Origin of the sequence: Rhodococcus sp. HNM0563 (assembly GCF_012726195.1) — a bacterium.
In the GTDB taxonomy this organism is placed as follows: Bacteria; Actinomycetota; Actinomycetes; order Mycobacteriales; family Mycobacteriaceae; genus Rhodococcus.
This window is the reverse complement of sequence record NZ_JAASAF010000002.1, coordinates 376364-391864: the sequence shown is the minus strand read 5'-3', so window position 1 is coordinate 391864 and position 15501 is coordinate 376364. Positions and strand designations below refer to the sequence as shown.

The following is a 15501-nucleotide window of genomic DNA, read 5'->3' as shown; positions in this document are numbered from 1 at the left end:
CGCACCTACGTCCGTCGACCGCCGTGGCAGATTCGAGAATGGGCTACTCGGTGACTCCTGTCGAAATGCGACTGGCTGGAATCGGAACAGGCCCAGAAGTTTCCGAGATCTGCGGAAGCGGATGCAGAGGCGGCGAGAGCGCTGGAATCGTCGGCTTGATCGGTTCGTAGGCCGGCGTGGTGCTGGCGGCAGGTGGTTCCCTGCCCTCGATCGTCGTGTACATCAAGACAGCAGCGATCGCAGCCACCACAAGGAACGCCCAGAAGGCGAAATTGCGTCGGTTTCGCCTTTGGCTCGGTGTTCGAGAGTGGTGCACCATGTCCTCCTCATCGCCAGCAATTTCGGGGGTGTTACCAATGCTTTGTCATTTGTTTGGATGAATCCGTGAGTTACAGGGTTTACGCGCGGACGACCGCATTGGTGCAGGTGGATCGACCCGAAAGGGGCGCTCCGAGTGCTGATGATCCGTATCGACCACCGTCACCGCATTGGCCGAACCAGGGACTGCAACCGGGTGCCGTCTCATTCTGGGCAGATGGCGTGTCATCCGATCGAATTACATGGGCTGTACCAGTTCGTGATTTGTCGGCACGAGGAAGTAGTCTGCAGCCATGACGACGAAATCCATGCCGAGATCGGGCCTCTCGCCCCTCATCGGCTTGCTCAGGCGGTAGTGGCGCTTGCGCCGAGCCTGATCGCCGTCGTCATCGCCACCACTATCGCCATGATTGCTCGGGGCGCGGAATCTCCCATCCGCGACTGAATCTCCACTGAGCAAGTCTTGCGAATAGCCGCTACTGCCGCCTTGCATCCGTATCGGAGTGAAGGAAGTAGGGGACTGGTGCGTGATCCTCGTAGCTTTGGAATTGGAAGATAGGAAAGCATGAAGAAGTTGATCGCGTCCCTCGTTGGTGCTGCCACGATCGCGACGGGAGCGACGATGCTCACCGCGCCTGCAGCGCAGGCCGTGACGGTCTCGACCAGCACGGTCAAGTACGTGTTCTGCAGTGCGAACCCGAATGGCAATCACATCACCTACTACGACCGGTACGGCATGGTCGACAAGTACGTCACCTTGAACAACAAGGTCGACGCGAATACGTACTGCGCGGCCATCGAGGTCGGTATCGAATCAGGTTCGTACGTGTGGTCGTCGATCGACAACGATGACTCGACCTATGTTCATGCCGCGATCTACGAGGTGCGGTACCCGCTGTTCTCGGGCAGCTCCGGTGCGGCGCCCCAGTCCACTCTGGTGGCTCGCGATGAGAGCCGTTACCGAGGAGGCGGATTCAACTACGCAATCGCGTCGTGATCGGGTGGTGGGCTTGACCACCTTGCCTTGATCCCGGAGACGTGTAAGCGTCTCCGCAGCCCGAACACGTCAGGATCTGATGTCTGTTGTCTATGAGCGCGTCACCCGGATGGCACCCCGATCCTCGAGGCTTGCCGCAGCTGCGCTGGTGGGACGGAGTGCAGTGGACGTCGGCTGTCCATCCCTTCCCTCCTGAGAGCAGTCAGGCGCCGGCGGATCTGCCGCCCGCCGGTCCGCCGGAGTCGCCGCAGCAGCGCATCACGCTGTTCAACGGGAAGAAGCGTGCTCAGGAACTGCAGGCCGAGGTGGATCGCTTGCGCGTTCTCATCGATCGGATGGGCATTGGTGGGGTGGATGCGCTCGACGCCGAAACCGCCCGCCTGAACGATCAAGTTGCTGCCCTGCACGTCCAGCACGCTGATCTGAATGCGCAAATCGCGGCAGCGCGAGTCGAACTCGTCGAGACGCAAGACACGCAGGAACTGCAGACGGTGGGCTTGTATCGATACCACCATCCAGCCGAGACGTCCGTTCAACTCAAGGACGAACTCGCTCGGGTGCAGGCAGCAATCAAACAAGCTTGTCCGGGACAAGACCGCGATCACCGCTACGTCGAACTTCACGTTCAACAATTCGGTAGCGCAGGGGCGAAAGTTTGTCTCGGACATGTCGAAGATCATGCTGCGCGCCTACAACGCTGAAGCTGAGAACTGCGTCAAGACGGTGAAGGTCGGAAACCTTGATGCAGCCTCCGCACGGCTGTTCAAAGCCTCCGAGCAGATCGCCCGCCAGGGCAGGATGATCGCTCTGCGTGTGACGGACCACTATCACCGTCTGCGACTGAGAGAACTCGAACTCGCGGCCGATGTGCATCAGAAGGTGCAGGAGGAGAAGGAAGCCGAACGTGCCCGTCGTGAGGAGATGCGTGAGCAGCGGAAGGCCGAGCAGGAGTTGGCTTCCGAACGAGCCAAGCTGGACAAAGAGTTGGCGCACTACCAGGCGGCACTGGCAACTTTGGAGACCAATGGTGACAGTGCTGCAGCAGAGCGCCTGCGGGCCAAGCTCGCCGATGTCCAGCGCGCGATCGACGATGTGGACTATCGCGCAGCGAACATCCGCGCAGGGTACGTCTACGTCATCTCCAACATGGGTGCCTTCGGGATCAACATGGTCAAGATCGGAATGACACGGCGGCTTGATCCGATGGACAGGGTGCGTGAGCTCGGTGACGCTTCGGTGCCGTTCCGCTTCGATGTGCACGCGTTGTTCTTCTCCGAGGATGCGGTGACCGTCGAAGCGAAGTTGCACGAAGCGTTCGCCGAGCGGCGAGTGAACAAGGTGAATCCGAGGCGCGAGTTCTTCTACGCCGCCCCGGATGACGTGCTCGGGGCACTGCGTACGCATGTCGGCGAAGTGCTTTCGTTCACGTCCGAGCCTGAGGCAGAGGAGTATCGGGTCAGCATCGGGAAGAAGGACACTGCGTTTTGACTGTGAAAGCACTTGTCCGCAGTACTCGCGGCAAGTTCTGACAGCCGGGAGTCATGCTGCGGCTCCGTTATCGACGCGTGCCATCGGTGAGTAGTAGCAGGTGGGCGGGCGCCCATGGGAGGTGGCGGCTGCAATTCGTTCCTGGTCGCCGCGGGTCGATGATCTCGAAGTCACTGCAGAATTAGGTCGAGAGCTGACCGCAATGGGTGGGACAGTGGTCGTCATGAACGACAAAGAAGAGCCGCCGCAACTGGTCGTCGCAGATGCGGTGGCTTGGCGAAACTGGCTGGACTCGCACGAGGACTCCGTCGACGGGGTGCGGCTCGTCTTGGCGAAGAAAGGCACGTCGGTTCCGACGTCGTTGTCTTATGCCGAAGCACTGGAGGAGGCCCTCTGCAGCGGCTGGATCGATGGGCGACGCAATTCAATCGACGACTTCACGTTCCAGCAACTCTTTACTCCGCGGCGTGCCCGCTCGATCTGGTCGCAACGGAACGTGAAGCTCGTCGGTGCTCTGATCGCGTCGGGAAGGATGCGGGCTCGCGGAAATGCCGAGGTGGACCGTGCCAAAGCTGACGGTCGCTGGGAGCGTGCGTACCCAGGCCCGGCCGCGGCCGAGGTGCCCGCTGACCTTGCAGCAGCGTTGGAGCATTCACCCACTGCGGCGAAGCGGTTTGCTGAGCTGGATCGTGGGCGTCGCTTTGCGGTGATTCACCAAATCCTCACTGCGCCCAGCGCTGCCAGTCGCGCCGGTCGTATCGCCAAACTCGCTACCAATGGGGAGACAAGCGCATCCGAACCCCGAGGTGAGGACGAGTAAGGGGTACGAGGCACGAGTGTATTCAGTAGCACGGAGGAGGGGCCAACCTCGCACCACTGGGCGCAATCGTCGCCACGATGATCGCACCCAGCGGTGCCAGAATTCCGCTGTGGTGTTCAATCACCCATTGCATCCACACCATTCACTGCACCGATGAGGAATGCGCCGTCCCAGTTCATGCTGAGATCCTGCAACCGCCGGCGGGGCTGAGGTTGGCAGCGGCGCGAGATCGCCAACTGGTAGATCGTCGACCCACTTGCGAATGTCTTCCATGACCACGCGGGGGCGCGGCGCCCTCGGGTACACCCGAATCTCCCGGTACCGCGGGTGCTCGATTTCGAGGCCGGGTAGATCGAATTCCCTCAGACGGACCACCACATACCCTGCAGCAAGCAGATCCAGGCTTTTGCGTTGGTCGACGAGAATCTTCGCGTCCGCGCGATGCCAGTAGGCGCCGTCGTACTCGATCACCACCGTCACCCCCTGATGGTCGATGCTGATGTCCGTCGTCCACGACTTGCGCGAGGCGAACGCAGCATCGGTCATGGTGATGCCGGAGTGGGCGTGACCGAAAACCTCGACCGCGGCTGCATGGTGCTCGAGCTCGACACGCGATCTGCCCGACTGCAGGTGACCCGGGCTTGCGGCGCCGTTGGGCCGGCCGCTAAGCCGCGACATGCGGATGTTGTAGCAGGTGGGACGACGATCCTCACGGGAGATAGTGGCCGCCACCTGGCGCTGATCGCCGAGGCCGATGATCCTGAGTTCGACGAGTGCGCCGAGGCAGCGTTGCACTTGGCGTTCGCTCATTCGGGCGTATCCGGCGAGGGTGCGCACCGACGGGTACGCGCCTTCGCCCTGTCGTGAGGCGTGGTTCGCCAATCCGAGGAGCACCAAGGTCAATGCCGGTGCAGACGGCATGCCGTGTGGAGTGGGGGAGGGGATAGCAGCGTATTTGAGTGCCCAGGCGATCGCTTCGATACTCACGATGGCACCTGCACAAAGGTATGCTGACGCATGTTCGACTCCTTACACAGTCGGACATCCGGCCCGTCGCGATGCCAGTCGTGGCGGGCCTTCTGTTCAATTATTCGCACACGTGTTCGTGCGCGTAGTTGATCATCTTGGCACCGGTATCGGCAAGCGTCAATGATTTGTGCTTATCGGTTCGGCTCGCGAGGGTGCAACAGGGCACATAGGATCTTCTCGAACACGGGCAGCATGAGACTGTCACCGCTGATCCGAACGAGCAGCGTCTGCACGGAGTCCTCCCCTAGACGTGCAGAGGCAGCCACCACGTTCGGCGCGCGAACCGCATGGTGTCGCGAAAGATTCGGAAAATCAGGCCGGTCGGCCAGCACCCACGCAAGATGGATGTATCCGACGCCGAGGGGAGACGATCGAAATCAGTAGCGTCAGAACGAACACCGTTGGAGAATCGGACGAGGTTTCCGGCGACGTGCTGCATTGTGCACAGCGCTTACGCGGAATTGTCCAGCCGTATTCCTGGGGATCTCGAACTGCCCTCGCAGATTTGACGGGAAGAACGTCTCCGAGTGAGGAACCCGAGGCCGAACTTTGGTTGGGCGCGCATCCGAACGGACCTTCGGTACTGCAGTGTGGTGCCTCGCTGGCCGAAGCGATTTCGCGGTCACCGAAGGCAGCCCTGGGACCTGAATCCCTGTCGCGATTCGGTGAACAGCTGCCGTTCTTGTTCAAAGTATTGGCAGCCGAGTCTGCGCTGTCGTTGCAAGCACACCCGACGCGCGAGCAGGCACGCGCAGGTTTTGCAAGCGAAAACGCGGCCGGCATCCCGGTCGATTCACCGGTGCGGAATTATCGCGACGACAATCATAAGCCGGAGCTCCTCGTTGCGCTCACAGAATTTCACGCCCTGGCGGGTTTTCGTGACGTACCTACGACGGTTGCCTTGATCAGGGACCTCCGCGTAGCGGCGCTTGTGGGTTTCGCAGAGGAACTGTCGGCCGGTGGGTTACGCGACGTGTTCGAAAAGTGGTTGAAACTGGGTGAGTCAGACGCTGCCGCCTTGCTATCGGCTCTGGTGGAGGGATGCGAGAGATACCTCGATGAGCGTCCGGCGGGCGACTTTGCGGACGAAGTCGAAACGTTGATCGACCTGGCAGAACAGTATCCGGGTGATTCGGGTGTGCTCGCGGCCCTGCTTCTGAACCGCCTGACACTGAATCCAGGCGAGGGGATCTACCTCGATGCTGGACATTTGCACGCATACGTGCACGGCACGGGCATTGAAGTCATGGCGAACTCCGACAATGTATTACGCGGAGGGATGACCGAAAAGAATATCGACCGCGACGAATTGATGCGCGTGCTCCGGTTCGATCCCATCGCACCCCCGATCGTGCGAGCGGACCCGCTTGCGGATTCGTCGTGGAACGCGGTGATCTTGCATTACCCCACGCCTGCACCCGAGTTTCGATTGCGACGTGTCGAAATCGACGGGGGCCGTGCTGTGGGATCGGACGGGGCGCGGAACTATGCACGTGGTCCTCAGATTCTCTTGTGCACGAAGGGTACGTGCAGGATCACGATCGAAAATGCAGAGGTCATCGGCTCCCAGCGCGAGTTTGTGGTGGCGCAGGGCGAATCGATCTGGGTACCGGCAGGCGCGACGGTTGGTTTTGCTTCGGTCGGCGCAGATTCGCAGGTATTCATTGCTGCCGGCACTTGATACACCGCATTCCGTGCGAGTGCGACGCAGGGGGCGTATGAACGAGAGGGCGTTCGCCGGATCATATTGATCCGGGGAACGCTTGACTTCTCGGGACTGCGAGCGTTAGCCCTTGTTGTTCATTTCCAGACGCTCGGAAAGCCACTTCCGTAGATCGGGCCCGTACTCGTCGCTGTCGAGTGCTGTGTCGACTGCGGCACGGAGATAACCGCCGGGGTTGCCGAGGTCGTGCCTTGTCCCGCGATGCACGACTACATGGACCGGGTGGCCTTCCTCGATCATCAGAGCGATGGCATCTGTCAGCTGCAATTCTCCACCGGCGCCCGGCTTGATACGACGAAGTGCATCGAAGATCTGCCGATCGAGGAGATAACGGCCGGCTGCCGCCAACGTGGAGGGCGCGTCGGCGAGCTGTGGCTTCTCAACCATGCCGAGCACTTTCATTACATCCGGATCGGCGATACCGGAGACTTCTTCGACGTGGAAGATCCCGTAAGAGCTCACCTGTCCTTTCGGGACATCGATCGCGCACAGTACGGTGCCACCGTGTTGGGCGCGAACACTCGCCATCGTTTCCAGAATTCCTGAGGGCTGGACAAGGTCGTCGGGAAGTAGGACGGCGAACGCGTCCTCGTCGTCCGTCAACGATTGCTCGGCACACCCGACCGCGTGGCCGAGGCCCAGTGGGCGGTCCTGGATGACGGATTCGACTTCGAGCAGGTTGGGGGCGCGACGAACCTTCTCGAGCAGCCGGTGCTTGCCCTTGGCCTCCAGGTGGTTCTCGAGCACGAGATCATCGACGAAATGTGCTACGACGCCATCTTTACCTGGCGCGGTGACAATCAATAGCCGTGATGCCCCCGAGTCCGCAGCTTCACAGGCGACCAGCTCGATGCCGGGCGTATCGACCACCGGCAAGAGCTCTTTCGGGACGGTCTTGGTGGCAGGCAGGAATCGAGTCCCCATTCCAGCTGCCGGTACTACCGCCGTGCGGAATGCCTTGTGCACCCCCGCGTTTCCTTCCATTGTGGAACCTCGCCTCCCCAGTCGAGTGTGTTTTGTCCGGTACCCCGCGTTTCGGAAACAATTTCCGTGACGAGCTAATGTGATATGAATCTCACCGGCAATATGTTTACGCTGACGAACGCCATACCTACGGACTCCGTTGGAACGAAGTCTATGCCTGACTGTCGCAGTGCGCGAGTCGATGCAGCGTCGAAAAGGGCGGATAGACAGCCGTATTCCGTTTCTGGCCCTACGCAGGCCCTAATGCTGTGCCTTTCGGTACCGGCAAAATGTTGCAACGTCGCGCGAAGCCTGAAGACCCGGAAACTGGTCGAGCGTCCAAGCTGCCGATCCGGGTAAGTAACGTTACAGTCTCATCCAGGGATGTCGAGGCGAGAAGACCGAGTCGTCCAGGTAACGACGAGCCTGAGTGCTCGAACGGCGAGTGTGGGGTTATGTGGCTTGGGAGGGCCGCAAACTCTACTGCGCCGTACTAAGTGAACGCAGTGCATGTCTCGGGGAGGAGACAACAATGAGGGTGAACCCGTCGTGACCGCGGTCGGTGAAAAGCGGCAACCCGCTTCGGAAATCGGTGCAACCAGTACGAAACCGACACTCGTCCCAAACCGTTCAGGTTCGAACTCGACGCGGTGGGAGTGGCAGTCGAAATACGTGCGTAGCTTGTTCTGGACCGACGCCCTTATGGTGATCCTGTCGGTCTTGCTGGCGCATATCGTGCGTTTCGGTCAGGAGAACCTGCTGACCATGGAGCCGGTCAGCACGCTCAATTACAGCTTGATCTCGGTGGGGTTGGCAGTTGCGTGGCTGGTGAATCTACGGGTGTTCCGTACGCGATCGCGTCGAGTCATCGGGGCTGGCTACGACGAGTATCAGCGCATTGTATCCAGCACTCTCCGGCTGTTCGGCTTCATCGCGATCGTGGCATTGGTCTTCCGCTTGGAGCTTGCCCGAGGGTATCTTGCGATTGCATTGCCTGTTGGTCTAGCGGGGTTGCTCATTACCCGCTGGATGTGGCGGAAAGCTGTGGCGCGGAAGCGTCGCCGGGGTGAGTTCACGACGTCTGTCCTCGTTGTAGGGGGCGCGCGGGCAGTGCGGCATTTGAGCCGCACGTTCGATCGACAGTTCACCGACGGTTACCAGGTTGTCGGTGTGTGTGTCCCTGCATATTCAGGTGTGGTTGGGGATGAGATCGATGTCGATGGGCGGGCAGTGCCAATCCTTGGAGACGAGCATTCGGTTCTCGATGCGCTGGCAGCATCGGGTGCCGACACTGTGGCAGTGACCGCGACAGAGACCTTGGGCCACGACGGCATCAAGGATCTGGTGTGGAAGCTAGAGCCGCACGACACCGATCTCGTGGTAGCTACCGGAGTGGTGGATGTATCCAGTCCGCGACTCGAAATGCGCCCGGTCGCTGGACTTCCGTTGATTCATGTCGAGAAGCCGAGCTATCACGGTGCGAAGCGAAGCGGTAAGCGGATTTTCGATTTGGCATTCTCTGTGGCAGCGCTCTTAGTCCTAGCGCCAGTTTTCGCGGTGGTGGCGTTAGCGATCAAGTTGGACAGCAAGGGGCCGGTGTTTTATCGGTCTGAGCGAATCGGCCTGGACAGCAATCCGTTCGGAATGATCAAGTTCCGGTCCATGGTGACGGACGCAGACAGGTTGGTCGACACGTTGCTGACGCAAAACGAAGGCGCCGGCCTGTTGTTCAAAATGCGTGAGGATCCGCGTGTGACCCGGGTGGGTAAGTTGTTGCGCCGGTACAGCATCGACGAGTTGCCGCAGTTCATCAACGTGTTGCGCGGTGAGATGAGTGTCGTCGGTCCGCGTCCGCCGTTGCGTCGTGAGGTGGAGAATTATGACGGCCGCGTGAAGCGTCGTTTGTTGGTGCGTCCTGGTGTGACGGGCCTTTGGCAGGTCAGTGGTCGTTCGGATCTGTCGTGGGACGAGTCGGTGCGGCTCGACCTGTCGTATGTCGAGAACTGGTCGATGATTTCGGACGTGTTGATCATAGGGAAGACCGTCAAAGCAGTGCTCGCCAGAGACGGTGCCTACTAGCTCAATGGAGCGACGAATGTGACCAGCCGCCGCTCATTGCTAAGTACATAGCCATCGGGAGTTGAATGCCTTACGTACGAGGCAATGATCCTTCAAGGGCCGAATTGCGTCGAGAGGTTGAGTACTTGGTGTCTTGGTGCTTCCGCAGGCTGTGGTGCGATCACCAGCGGGAGAAAGGTGTCGAATCCTCGTCACCGCATCGATATTCAAGCAGTACCGTCAGAGCCCTCATGGCATCGGTACCCGTGTGAGGAAAAAGTAGGTCTCCTCCCGCGGTTGGTTGTGATGCTGGCCTCGGGGCTCATCGTGAGGCGGAGACTGTAGAAAGAACCGGAGATTCCTATGAGTAATCGTATTGCTGTCTTTGGCACTGGCTACCTGGGTGCTACACACGCCGCGTGCATGGCCGAGCTTGGACACGAAGTCGTAGGCGTTGATGTCGACATAAGTAAACTAGCCAAGCTAGAAAGTGGCGAAGTACCCTTTTACGAGCCTGGCCTCGAAGAGGTATTGAAGCGAAATATTGCAAACGGCCGACTCAGGTTCTCGTCCTCGTATCACGAGGCGGCAGAGTTTGCGGATGTTCATTTCGTCGGAGTTGGGACCCCTCAAAAAAGGGGCGAGTATGCAGCCGACTTGACATACGTTAACGCGGTAGTCGACACATTGGCCCCGCTATTGACACGACCCGCACTAATCGTGGGAAAGTCGACAGTCCCGGTCGGTACTGCTCAGAAGCTTGCCAATCGTGTGCGAGAGATTGCGCCCGCCGGAAACGAAGTCGAACTCGTTTGGAATCCGGAGTTTCTCCGGGAAGGATATGCCGTTCAGGACACTCTGCACCCAGATCGTCTCGTTCTCGGAGTCGACCGGCAGAGTGAAGGCTGGGCGGAACAGATCATACGCGAGGTCTACGCCCAGCTTCTTAACGAGGAGATCCCCCTTCTCGTAACGGATCTGGCCACTGCGGAACTTGTAAAGACAGCTGCGAACGCGTTCCTCGCTACAAAGATATCTTTTATCAATGCCATGTCGGAGGTGTGCGAAGCGGCGGGAGCTGATGTCTCCCTGCTTGCGGACGCAATTGGTCACGATGCCCGGATCGGGCGTCGATTTTTGAACGCTGGTATCGGGTTCGGCGGAGGCTGTCTTCCCAAGGACATTCGGGCCTTTATGGCGAGAGCGGGTGAACTGGGCGCGGACCAGGCGCTGACCTTCCTTCGGGAGGTCGACGCGATTAACATGAGACGCCGCACCCGGATGGTGGAGCTCACGCGGGAGGCGCTTGGAGGCTCTTTGCTTGGAGCGAGTGTGGCAGTCCTAGGTGCTGCCTTCAAGCCCGACTCAGATGATGTGAGGGACTCGCCTGCGCTGAACATCGCCGGACAGATTCAGCTTCAAGGCGCGAACGTGACGGTTTACGATCCGAAGGCAATGGAGAATTCAAAGGCGCTCTTTCCCACGTTGAACTATGCAACAGAGGCGCAGGAGGCGTGCCGAGGCGCAGATATTATTCTTGTCCTCACGGAATGGAAGGAATTCCGCCAACTTGACCCGCGTAGTATTGACGGGATCGTCCGAAAGCGCATGATAATCGACGGCCGAAATTGTCTCGATGCGAATCTGTGGAGGCAATCGGGATGGACATTCCGCGGCCTGGGCAGGAACTGATCGATTACCGGCATCCAGTGAGAGCGAAACATAATGTTTAATGCGGCTTCTGGTCCTTCGCATGTAGATGTGCTCCATGTATCCGAAGCCTACGGAGGCGGCGTTCAAACGGCGATTTCCCGGTATATTGAGAATTCTAGTGAGTTAACTCATGAGTTGCTTGTTAGGACCCGCACAGCTCACAACGTGGACGTTGGGCCTGATGTCCCTGTGTTCAGGCTCGAGGGATCCACCCCCGACTTTATCCGCCGAGCTGCCGAGTATATCCGGAAACGCAAGCCGAAGATCGTTCACCTCCATTCGAGCTTCGCAGGAATATTGCGGGCTTTTGATTATGGTGACGTCAAAGTTATCTACACCCCTCACTCCTATTCATTTCTGCGGCAGGACACCAGTGGGCTTGTCAGGGCTACATATTACTGTGCTGAACTTATGTTGAGCCAGCGGCCGCAGACGATCGCAGCGATCAGCCCGCACGAGGTGGCGACCGCTTCTCGCTTGGCCAACCGGCGCAGAACGTCAGTCAAATACCTACCCAATATCGCTGTGGCTTCGCTGAAGAAAGAGCACGCGTCATTAGCAGACTCCGGTCGGCTGAGGGTTGTTACCGTCGGTAGGATTTCAGCTCAGAAGGACCCGGGCTTCTTCTCGTCGACCGTCGAGGCTGCTGCTGATCCCGCGATTGAATGGTTTTGGGTCGGGGATGGTGATAATGCGCTGAAACGCCGCCTCGTCGATGCGGGCGTCACTGTCACGGGGTGGGTACCAAATCGTGAGGTCATGGAGCACTTGTACCGTGCTGACCTGTACTTNCCGGTCATCGTCTCGGACATCCCGCCGAAACTCGAGGCCCCGCAACAAGAAGTGGTGAACCTAACAAAGTACTACTAGCTGGTGGCACAAGAAGCCCCGGAGATCGAGAATGGAAATCGGGAATTCGTGAAGTCCTCATAGGTGTCGGTGCAGCAGCCTTGATCGCCTTCCTTGGAGTTGCGTACACGACTATCACCGACGATCGCCGGGCGGAACAGGCAGAGCGACTTGAGAACCTTCGGTTCATCCGAGAGCGTTCCGACGAAAAACTGGAGACACCCCGTCCGTTCAACGGAATGGACTTAACTGGGCAGAATATGGCAGGTCTCTTCCTTTACGACGCCGACATCGCACTTGCTGCTCTGCCCGACGCCAATCTCTTGCGAGCCGTACTCGCCAGAGCCGACCTTTCCGGCACCGACCTCTCCGGCGCTAATCTCGTCGGCACGGATTTCACCGAGGCCATTTTGGACCAGGCCGTACTCACCGGTGCAGACTTGACCGAAACCATGGTCGATTCTGCCTCCTTCGAGGGGGCCAATCTGTCCGATGCCAACCTCCTCGGCACCCGTATCACCTCACTACAGCTGTCGCGCATCTGCAAATACGGTGACCGGCCGCCGCGGAATCTTCCAACTGACGTGGAGCTCCCGGACAACCGCGACCTGACCGAGTGCGGACGCTAACTACCAGCAAGACTCACGATCAATCGCCCCAGGCTGGGAGTCTGCTGATTTCCTCCGTGCCAGCGGATTTGATTCGGTCGTCTCGACCAATGATTTTCGAATGCCCACAAAGCCGAATTAAGTAGAGAAGTTTCGGCGTATCAGCTCGTCGAACTCTAAGCGATCTTGGTCTGCGCTTTGGTTTCTACTGATTTGGTCAGGCATCAGGTCGCCTGAGCCTACCCCGGTGGTCTCCGCTACCGCATGGACTGCAGGAGGTTCCACGACCACCGGTGCATCCCACCAGCCTGCTGGTGTTGGCGTGCCGGCCGCGGCCGATGGAGACGTCTTGACCGACTCGGGTCGGCGGAGGGTTTGGCGGGCGTTGTCCCGCTCGCGGCGAAGGTGCTGCAACCTCCGATGCTGTTCGACCGCAACGGCGGACAGCATGAAGGCGAGCACCCCGAGTATCGCCACGAGCGGGAGGGGTATGACCCATCGTGGGGCTTCCGCCCACGCGAGAAGTGCGACCGGGATGTTCATCAGTGCGGAGACCGTTAGCGCAGCCCACCATGCGGGGACAGCGAACGCGGCCCGGATCAGGGCGATGCTGATGAGTATTGCGAGCACGAACGCGCCCGCGTGAAGTATCGCGGACATGGCCGGCGCCTTTCTCTTCGGTCAGTTACCCGCGGCTGCGGGCTCACCCTCGACGGTAAAGGTCGGCTGCGACGGTGTTGCAGATGTCGTTGCCGGAGCCCTCTTGCTGGTGGTCACGGCCGAATTGCGGCCTCCGAGTTCGCTGGTGAAGTAGTCCGCGGTCCAGCTCAGTGCGTCACGGCCGCGGGAGTCGACGACGAGCTGGCCGTAGTTCTGGTGCGCACCACCGGAATAGAAGGAGATGGCTCGGGTCGCGGAGCGAGTGACGGAGGCGACGTTGAACGAGGTGGCGAGGTTCGAAACGGCGTCGAGGTCGACGCCGTCGAGGATCCCGCTGGTGTCGGCCGCGGTGGCGAGGGTGTGGAGGATCAGCGGTGGGATCGCGAGCAGGTCACCGCTCATCACGTACTTGACGATCAGAGCGACGTTCTGAGCGAGTGCGGTCAGGTCGAGGCGGTTGATGACCTTGAGGACATCCCCGGCCAGCCTTTCAGGTGACCCGGTGGGCATGGTCTGCAGGATCGCAATGAGCGGGTCGAGATCGACCGAGTCGACAGCTTCGACGATGCCGACGAGCTTGGCGTTGAGGGCGTTGACGATGTTGGGCATGGCGGGGAAGTCGCCGACGGCGGCGAGCGAGCCCAAGGTGGTCAGGTCGTTGACGATGCCTTGGAAGTCGATGCGTGCGACCTTGCCCGAGGTGACCGAGGCTTGGCGGAGCAGAGAGACCGGTTGGATGCCACGCACGATGCGTGCGGCCGCGGTGACATCGCTACCGCCGAGTCCTGCGAGCGGGCCGAGAACTTCGGCGAGGTCGGCGGCGGAACCCATGAGTTGATTTGCGCCGAGGCTCTCGGCTCCGTCGGCGAGGCTGTCGAGGATCCTTGAGAGGTTGTCGATGTCGACACTGCGGACTGTGTTGAGGACGGTGCTGGCGCGGTACTGGGCCGTGTCCTGGGAGAAGTCAGTAAGGGTGGCGGCGGCGTATCCGTTGCTGATGTTCTGCGCGAGGCTGCGGACCAGCTGGCTGTCCTTGCGTGTTTGGGTCGCGATCGTGCGCGCGCCAGCGGTGTCCCCGGAGGAGAGTGCGGTCTGGATGCGAGTAGATGCGGTCTTGAGGCCGTCGATGTTGAGATGGGCGAGATCGGTGGCCGTGGCGGTGTCGGCAGGGTTGGTGGGGGCGTCGTCGGCGCTGCTTGCCAGCCCGACGTTGCCGAGCACCGATCCGATGCCACTGAGGAGACCGTCGTCGCCCGGGGTGGCGCAGTAAAGGTCGGGGGCGGGATCGCAGATGGTCATGACCTTCATGCCGGAGAACCCGTCGGTACGCGGACCGGCGATGCCGTGGCCGGGCGGATTCGGGCCGACGACAGTTTCCCCGGGGGTACCGCGGCGAGGGTCTGCGATCAAGACGGTGGCGCGCAGTCTGGATGCGGGGATCGGACCGTTGCCTTGTGCGATCTGTTCTGCGATGTCGCCGGCGATGTCAGCGCCTTGGCTGTATCCGGTGAGTCCGAACAGGGTGGACGGGCAGCGAGCGGCGCGCTGCTTGAGTGCGGTGCTGACGGCGGCGACGCCGTCGGCCTTGCTGTCGGCGTAGCCGACGCCTTGGTCGAAGGCGGTGGCTTCGTAGGCGGGGAAGAGAGAGCTGATGGTGCCGCCGGACTTGGCGGCGGCCTTGTCGGTGACAGTCTTGAGCATCCCCACGGGCGTACTCGGGTCTGCGTTCTTGTTGGTCTCCCAGGTGCCTGGGACGGCGATGATTTCGGCGGGGGAGCAGTCGCCGGCAGCGGCGTATGCCGGGGGGCCGGCCAGCGCGCCGACGCCGAGGCTGGTTGCGCCTGCGACGGCTGTGGTGAGTGCAGCGGTGGCGGCGCGTGTGAGCATGGATGCGCGGGGCGTCATCGGGCATCTCCGAGTCAGGTGTGGGCCCGGATCGACGTCGATGGCCGGTGTGATTGGCCGGTCTCGCTGTCCCCGGATCCGCTGGGTGTGGACGCGGACACCCTGGCAAACGCCTTCTCCACTCTGATGAAAAAGGCCATCTACCTGAACAAAAAGGAGGAGCGCCGGCAAGGCCGACGCTCACTACGCTCTATCGGATCTGCCCACACACACCCGCCGCGAGGGAGGGGTGCATAGGTAGCGCGACTCTCTGGGAGACGCGGCCGCACGACGTGGATGAACCAGCCGCCAGCACGTCCAATAGTAGTAGACATTCTCGGTGAGGCCAACCGCGATGGGGGATCGGCGCGGTGCCCGAGCCTCGTGCCCA

13 protein-coding genes are annotated in these 15501 nt (G+C 60.6%); 9 read left to right on the top strand and 4 right to left on the bottom strand.

Annotated elements, in window-relative coordinates:
- Window positions 1-454 precede the first annotated feature (454 nt).
- A complete protein-coding gene (locus tag HCA61_RS05505; RefSeq protein WP_169687158.1) occupies window positions 455-763 on the top strand; it encodes a hypothetical protein in 309 nt (102 codons plus the stop codon).
- Window positions 764-883: 120 nt separating this feature from the next.
- Window positions 884-1315 carry a hypothetical protein gene (locus tag HCA61_RS05500; protein WP_206039675.1) on the top strand — a complete coding sequence of 144 codons (432 nt, stop codon included), beginning with the start codon at window positions 884-886 and terminating at the stop codon, window positions 1313-1315.
- Between the two features lie 101 nt (window positions 1316-1416).
- On the opposite strand, the gene HCA61_RS26150 is transcribed toward HCA61_RS05500, so the two are convergent.
- Entirely contained in the window at window positions 1417-1995 is a 579-nt protein-coding gene (locus HCA61_RS26150) for a hypothetical protein (RefSeq protein ID WP_240958959.1), read from the bottom strand.
- Between HCA61_RS26150 and HCA61_RS05490 the strand changes: the two genes are divergently transcribed.
- A complete protein-coding gene (locus HCA61_RS05490) occupies window positions 1982-2803 on the top strand; it encodes a DUF4041 domain-containing protein (protein ID WP_169687157.1) in 822 nt (273 codons plus the stop codon). The genes HCA61_RS26150 and HCA61_RS05490 overlap by 14 nt on opposite strands.
- 223 nt (window positions 2804-3026) lie before the next feature.
- Window positions 3027-3623 (top strand): YdeI/OmpD-associated family protein, encoded by a 597-nt coding sequence (locus HCA61_RS05485; RefSeq protein WP_169687156.1) that lies wholly within the window; start codon window positions 3027-3029, stop codon window positions 3621-3623.
- Window positions 3624-3743: 120 nt separating this feature from the next.
- Here HCA61_RS05485 and HCA61_RS25960 read toward each other — a convergent pair whose 3' ends face one another.
- Window positions 3744-4610, bottom strand: coding sequence for a helix-turn-helix domain-containing protein (locus HCA61_RS25960; RefSeq protein WP_206039673.1), 867 nt, complete (start codon window positions 4608-4610; stop codon window positions 3744-3746).
- 292 nt (window positions 4611-4902) lie between these two features.
- Between HCA61_RS25960 and manA the strand changes: the two genes are divergently transcribed.
- Window positions 4903-6333, top strand: coding sequence for a mannose-6-phosphate isomerase, class I (gene manA / locus HCA61_RS05475; protein WP_346777495.1), 1431 nt, complete (start codon window positions 4903-4905; stop codon window positions 6331-6333).
- A 105-nt stretch (window positions 6334-6438) separates the two neighbouring features.
- On the opposite strand, the gene HCA61_RS05470 is transcribed toward manA, so the two are convergent.
- Window positions 6439-7359: a UTP--glucose-1-phosphate uridylyltransferase gene (locus tag HCA61_RS05470; protein ID WP_169687154.1), complete on the bottom strand. Its 921-nt coding sequence runs from the start codon at window positions 7357-7359 to the stop codon at window positions 6439-6441.
- 567 nt (window positions 7360-7926) lie between these two features.
- Here HCA61_RS05470 and HCA61_RS05465 point away from each other — a divergent pair.
- The 4 genes from HCA61_RS05465 (at window position 7927) to HCA61_RS05450 (ending at window position 12587) form a co-directional block, all read left to right on the top strand.
- Window positions 7927-9417 (top strand): sugar transferase, encoded by a 1491-nt coding sequence (locus tag HCA61_RS05465; protein ID WP_346777502.1) that lies wholly within the window; start codon window positions 7927-7929, stop codon window positions 9415-9417.
- Between the two features lie 342 nt (window positions 9418-9759).
- A complete protein-coding gene (locus HCA61_RS05460; RefSeq protein WP_169687152.1) occupies window positions 9760-11088 on the top strand; it encodes a UDP-glucose/GDP-mannose dehydrogenase family protein in 1329 nt (442 codons plus the stop codon).
- 33 nt (window positions 11089-11121) lie between these two features.
- Window positions 11122-11979 (top strand): glycosyltransferase, encoded by an 858-nt coding sequence (locus HCA61_RS05455; RefSeq protein WP_240958957.1) that lies wholly within the window; start codon window positions 11122-11124, stop codon window positions 11977-11979.
- An 80-nt stretch (window positions 11980-12059) separates the two neighbouring features.
- The gene (locus tag HCA61_RS05450) at window positions 12060-12587 is read left to right on the top strand and encodes a pentapeptide repeat-containing protein (protein ID WP_169687150.1); all 528 of its coding nucleotides are present in this window, start codon (window positions 12060-12062) and stop codon (window positions 12585-12587) included.
- Window positions 12588-13247: 660 nt separating this feature from the next.
- Here HCA61_RS05450 and HCA61_RS05445 read toward each other — a convergent pair.
- Window positions 13248-15131: a cutinase family protein gene (locus tag HCA61_RS05445; protein WP_169687149.1), complete on the bottom strand. Its 1884-nt coding sequence runs from the start codon at window positions 15129-15131 to the stop codon at window positions 13248-13250.
- Window positions 15132-15501 lie beyond the last annotated feature (370 nt).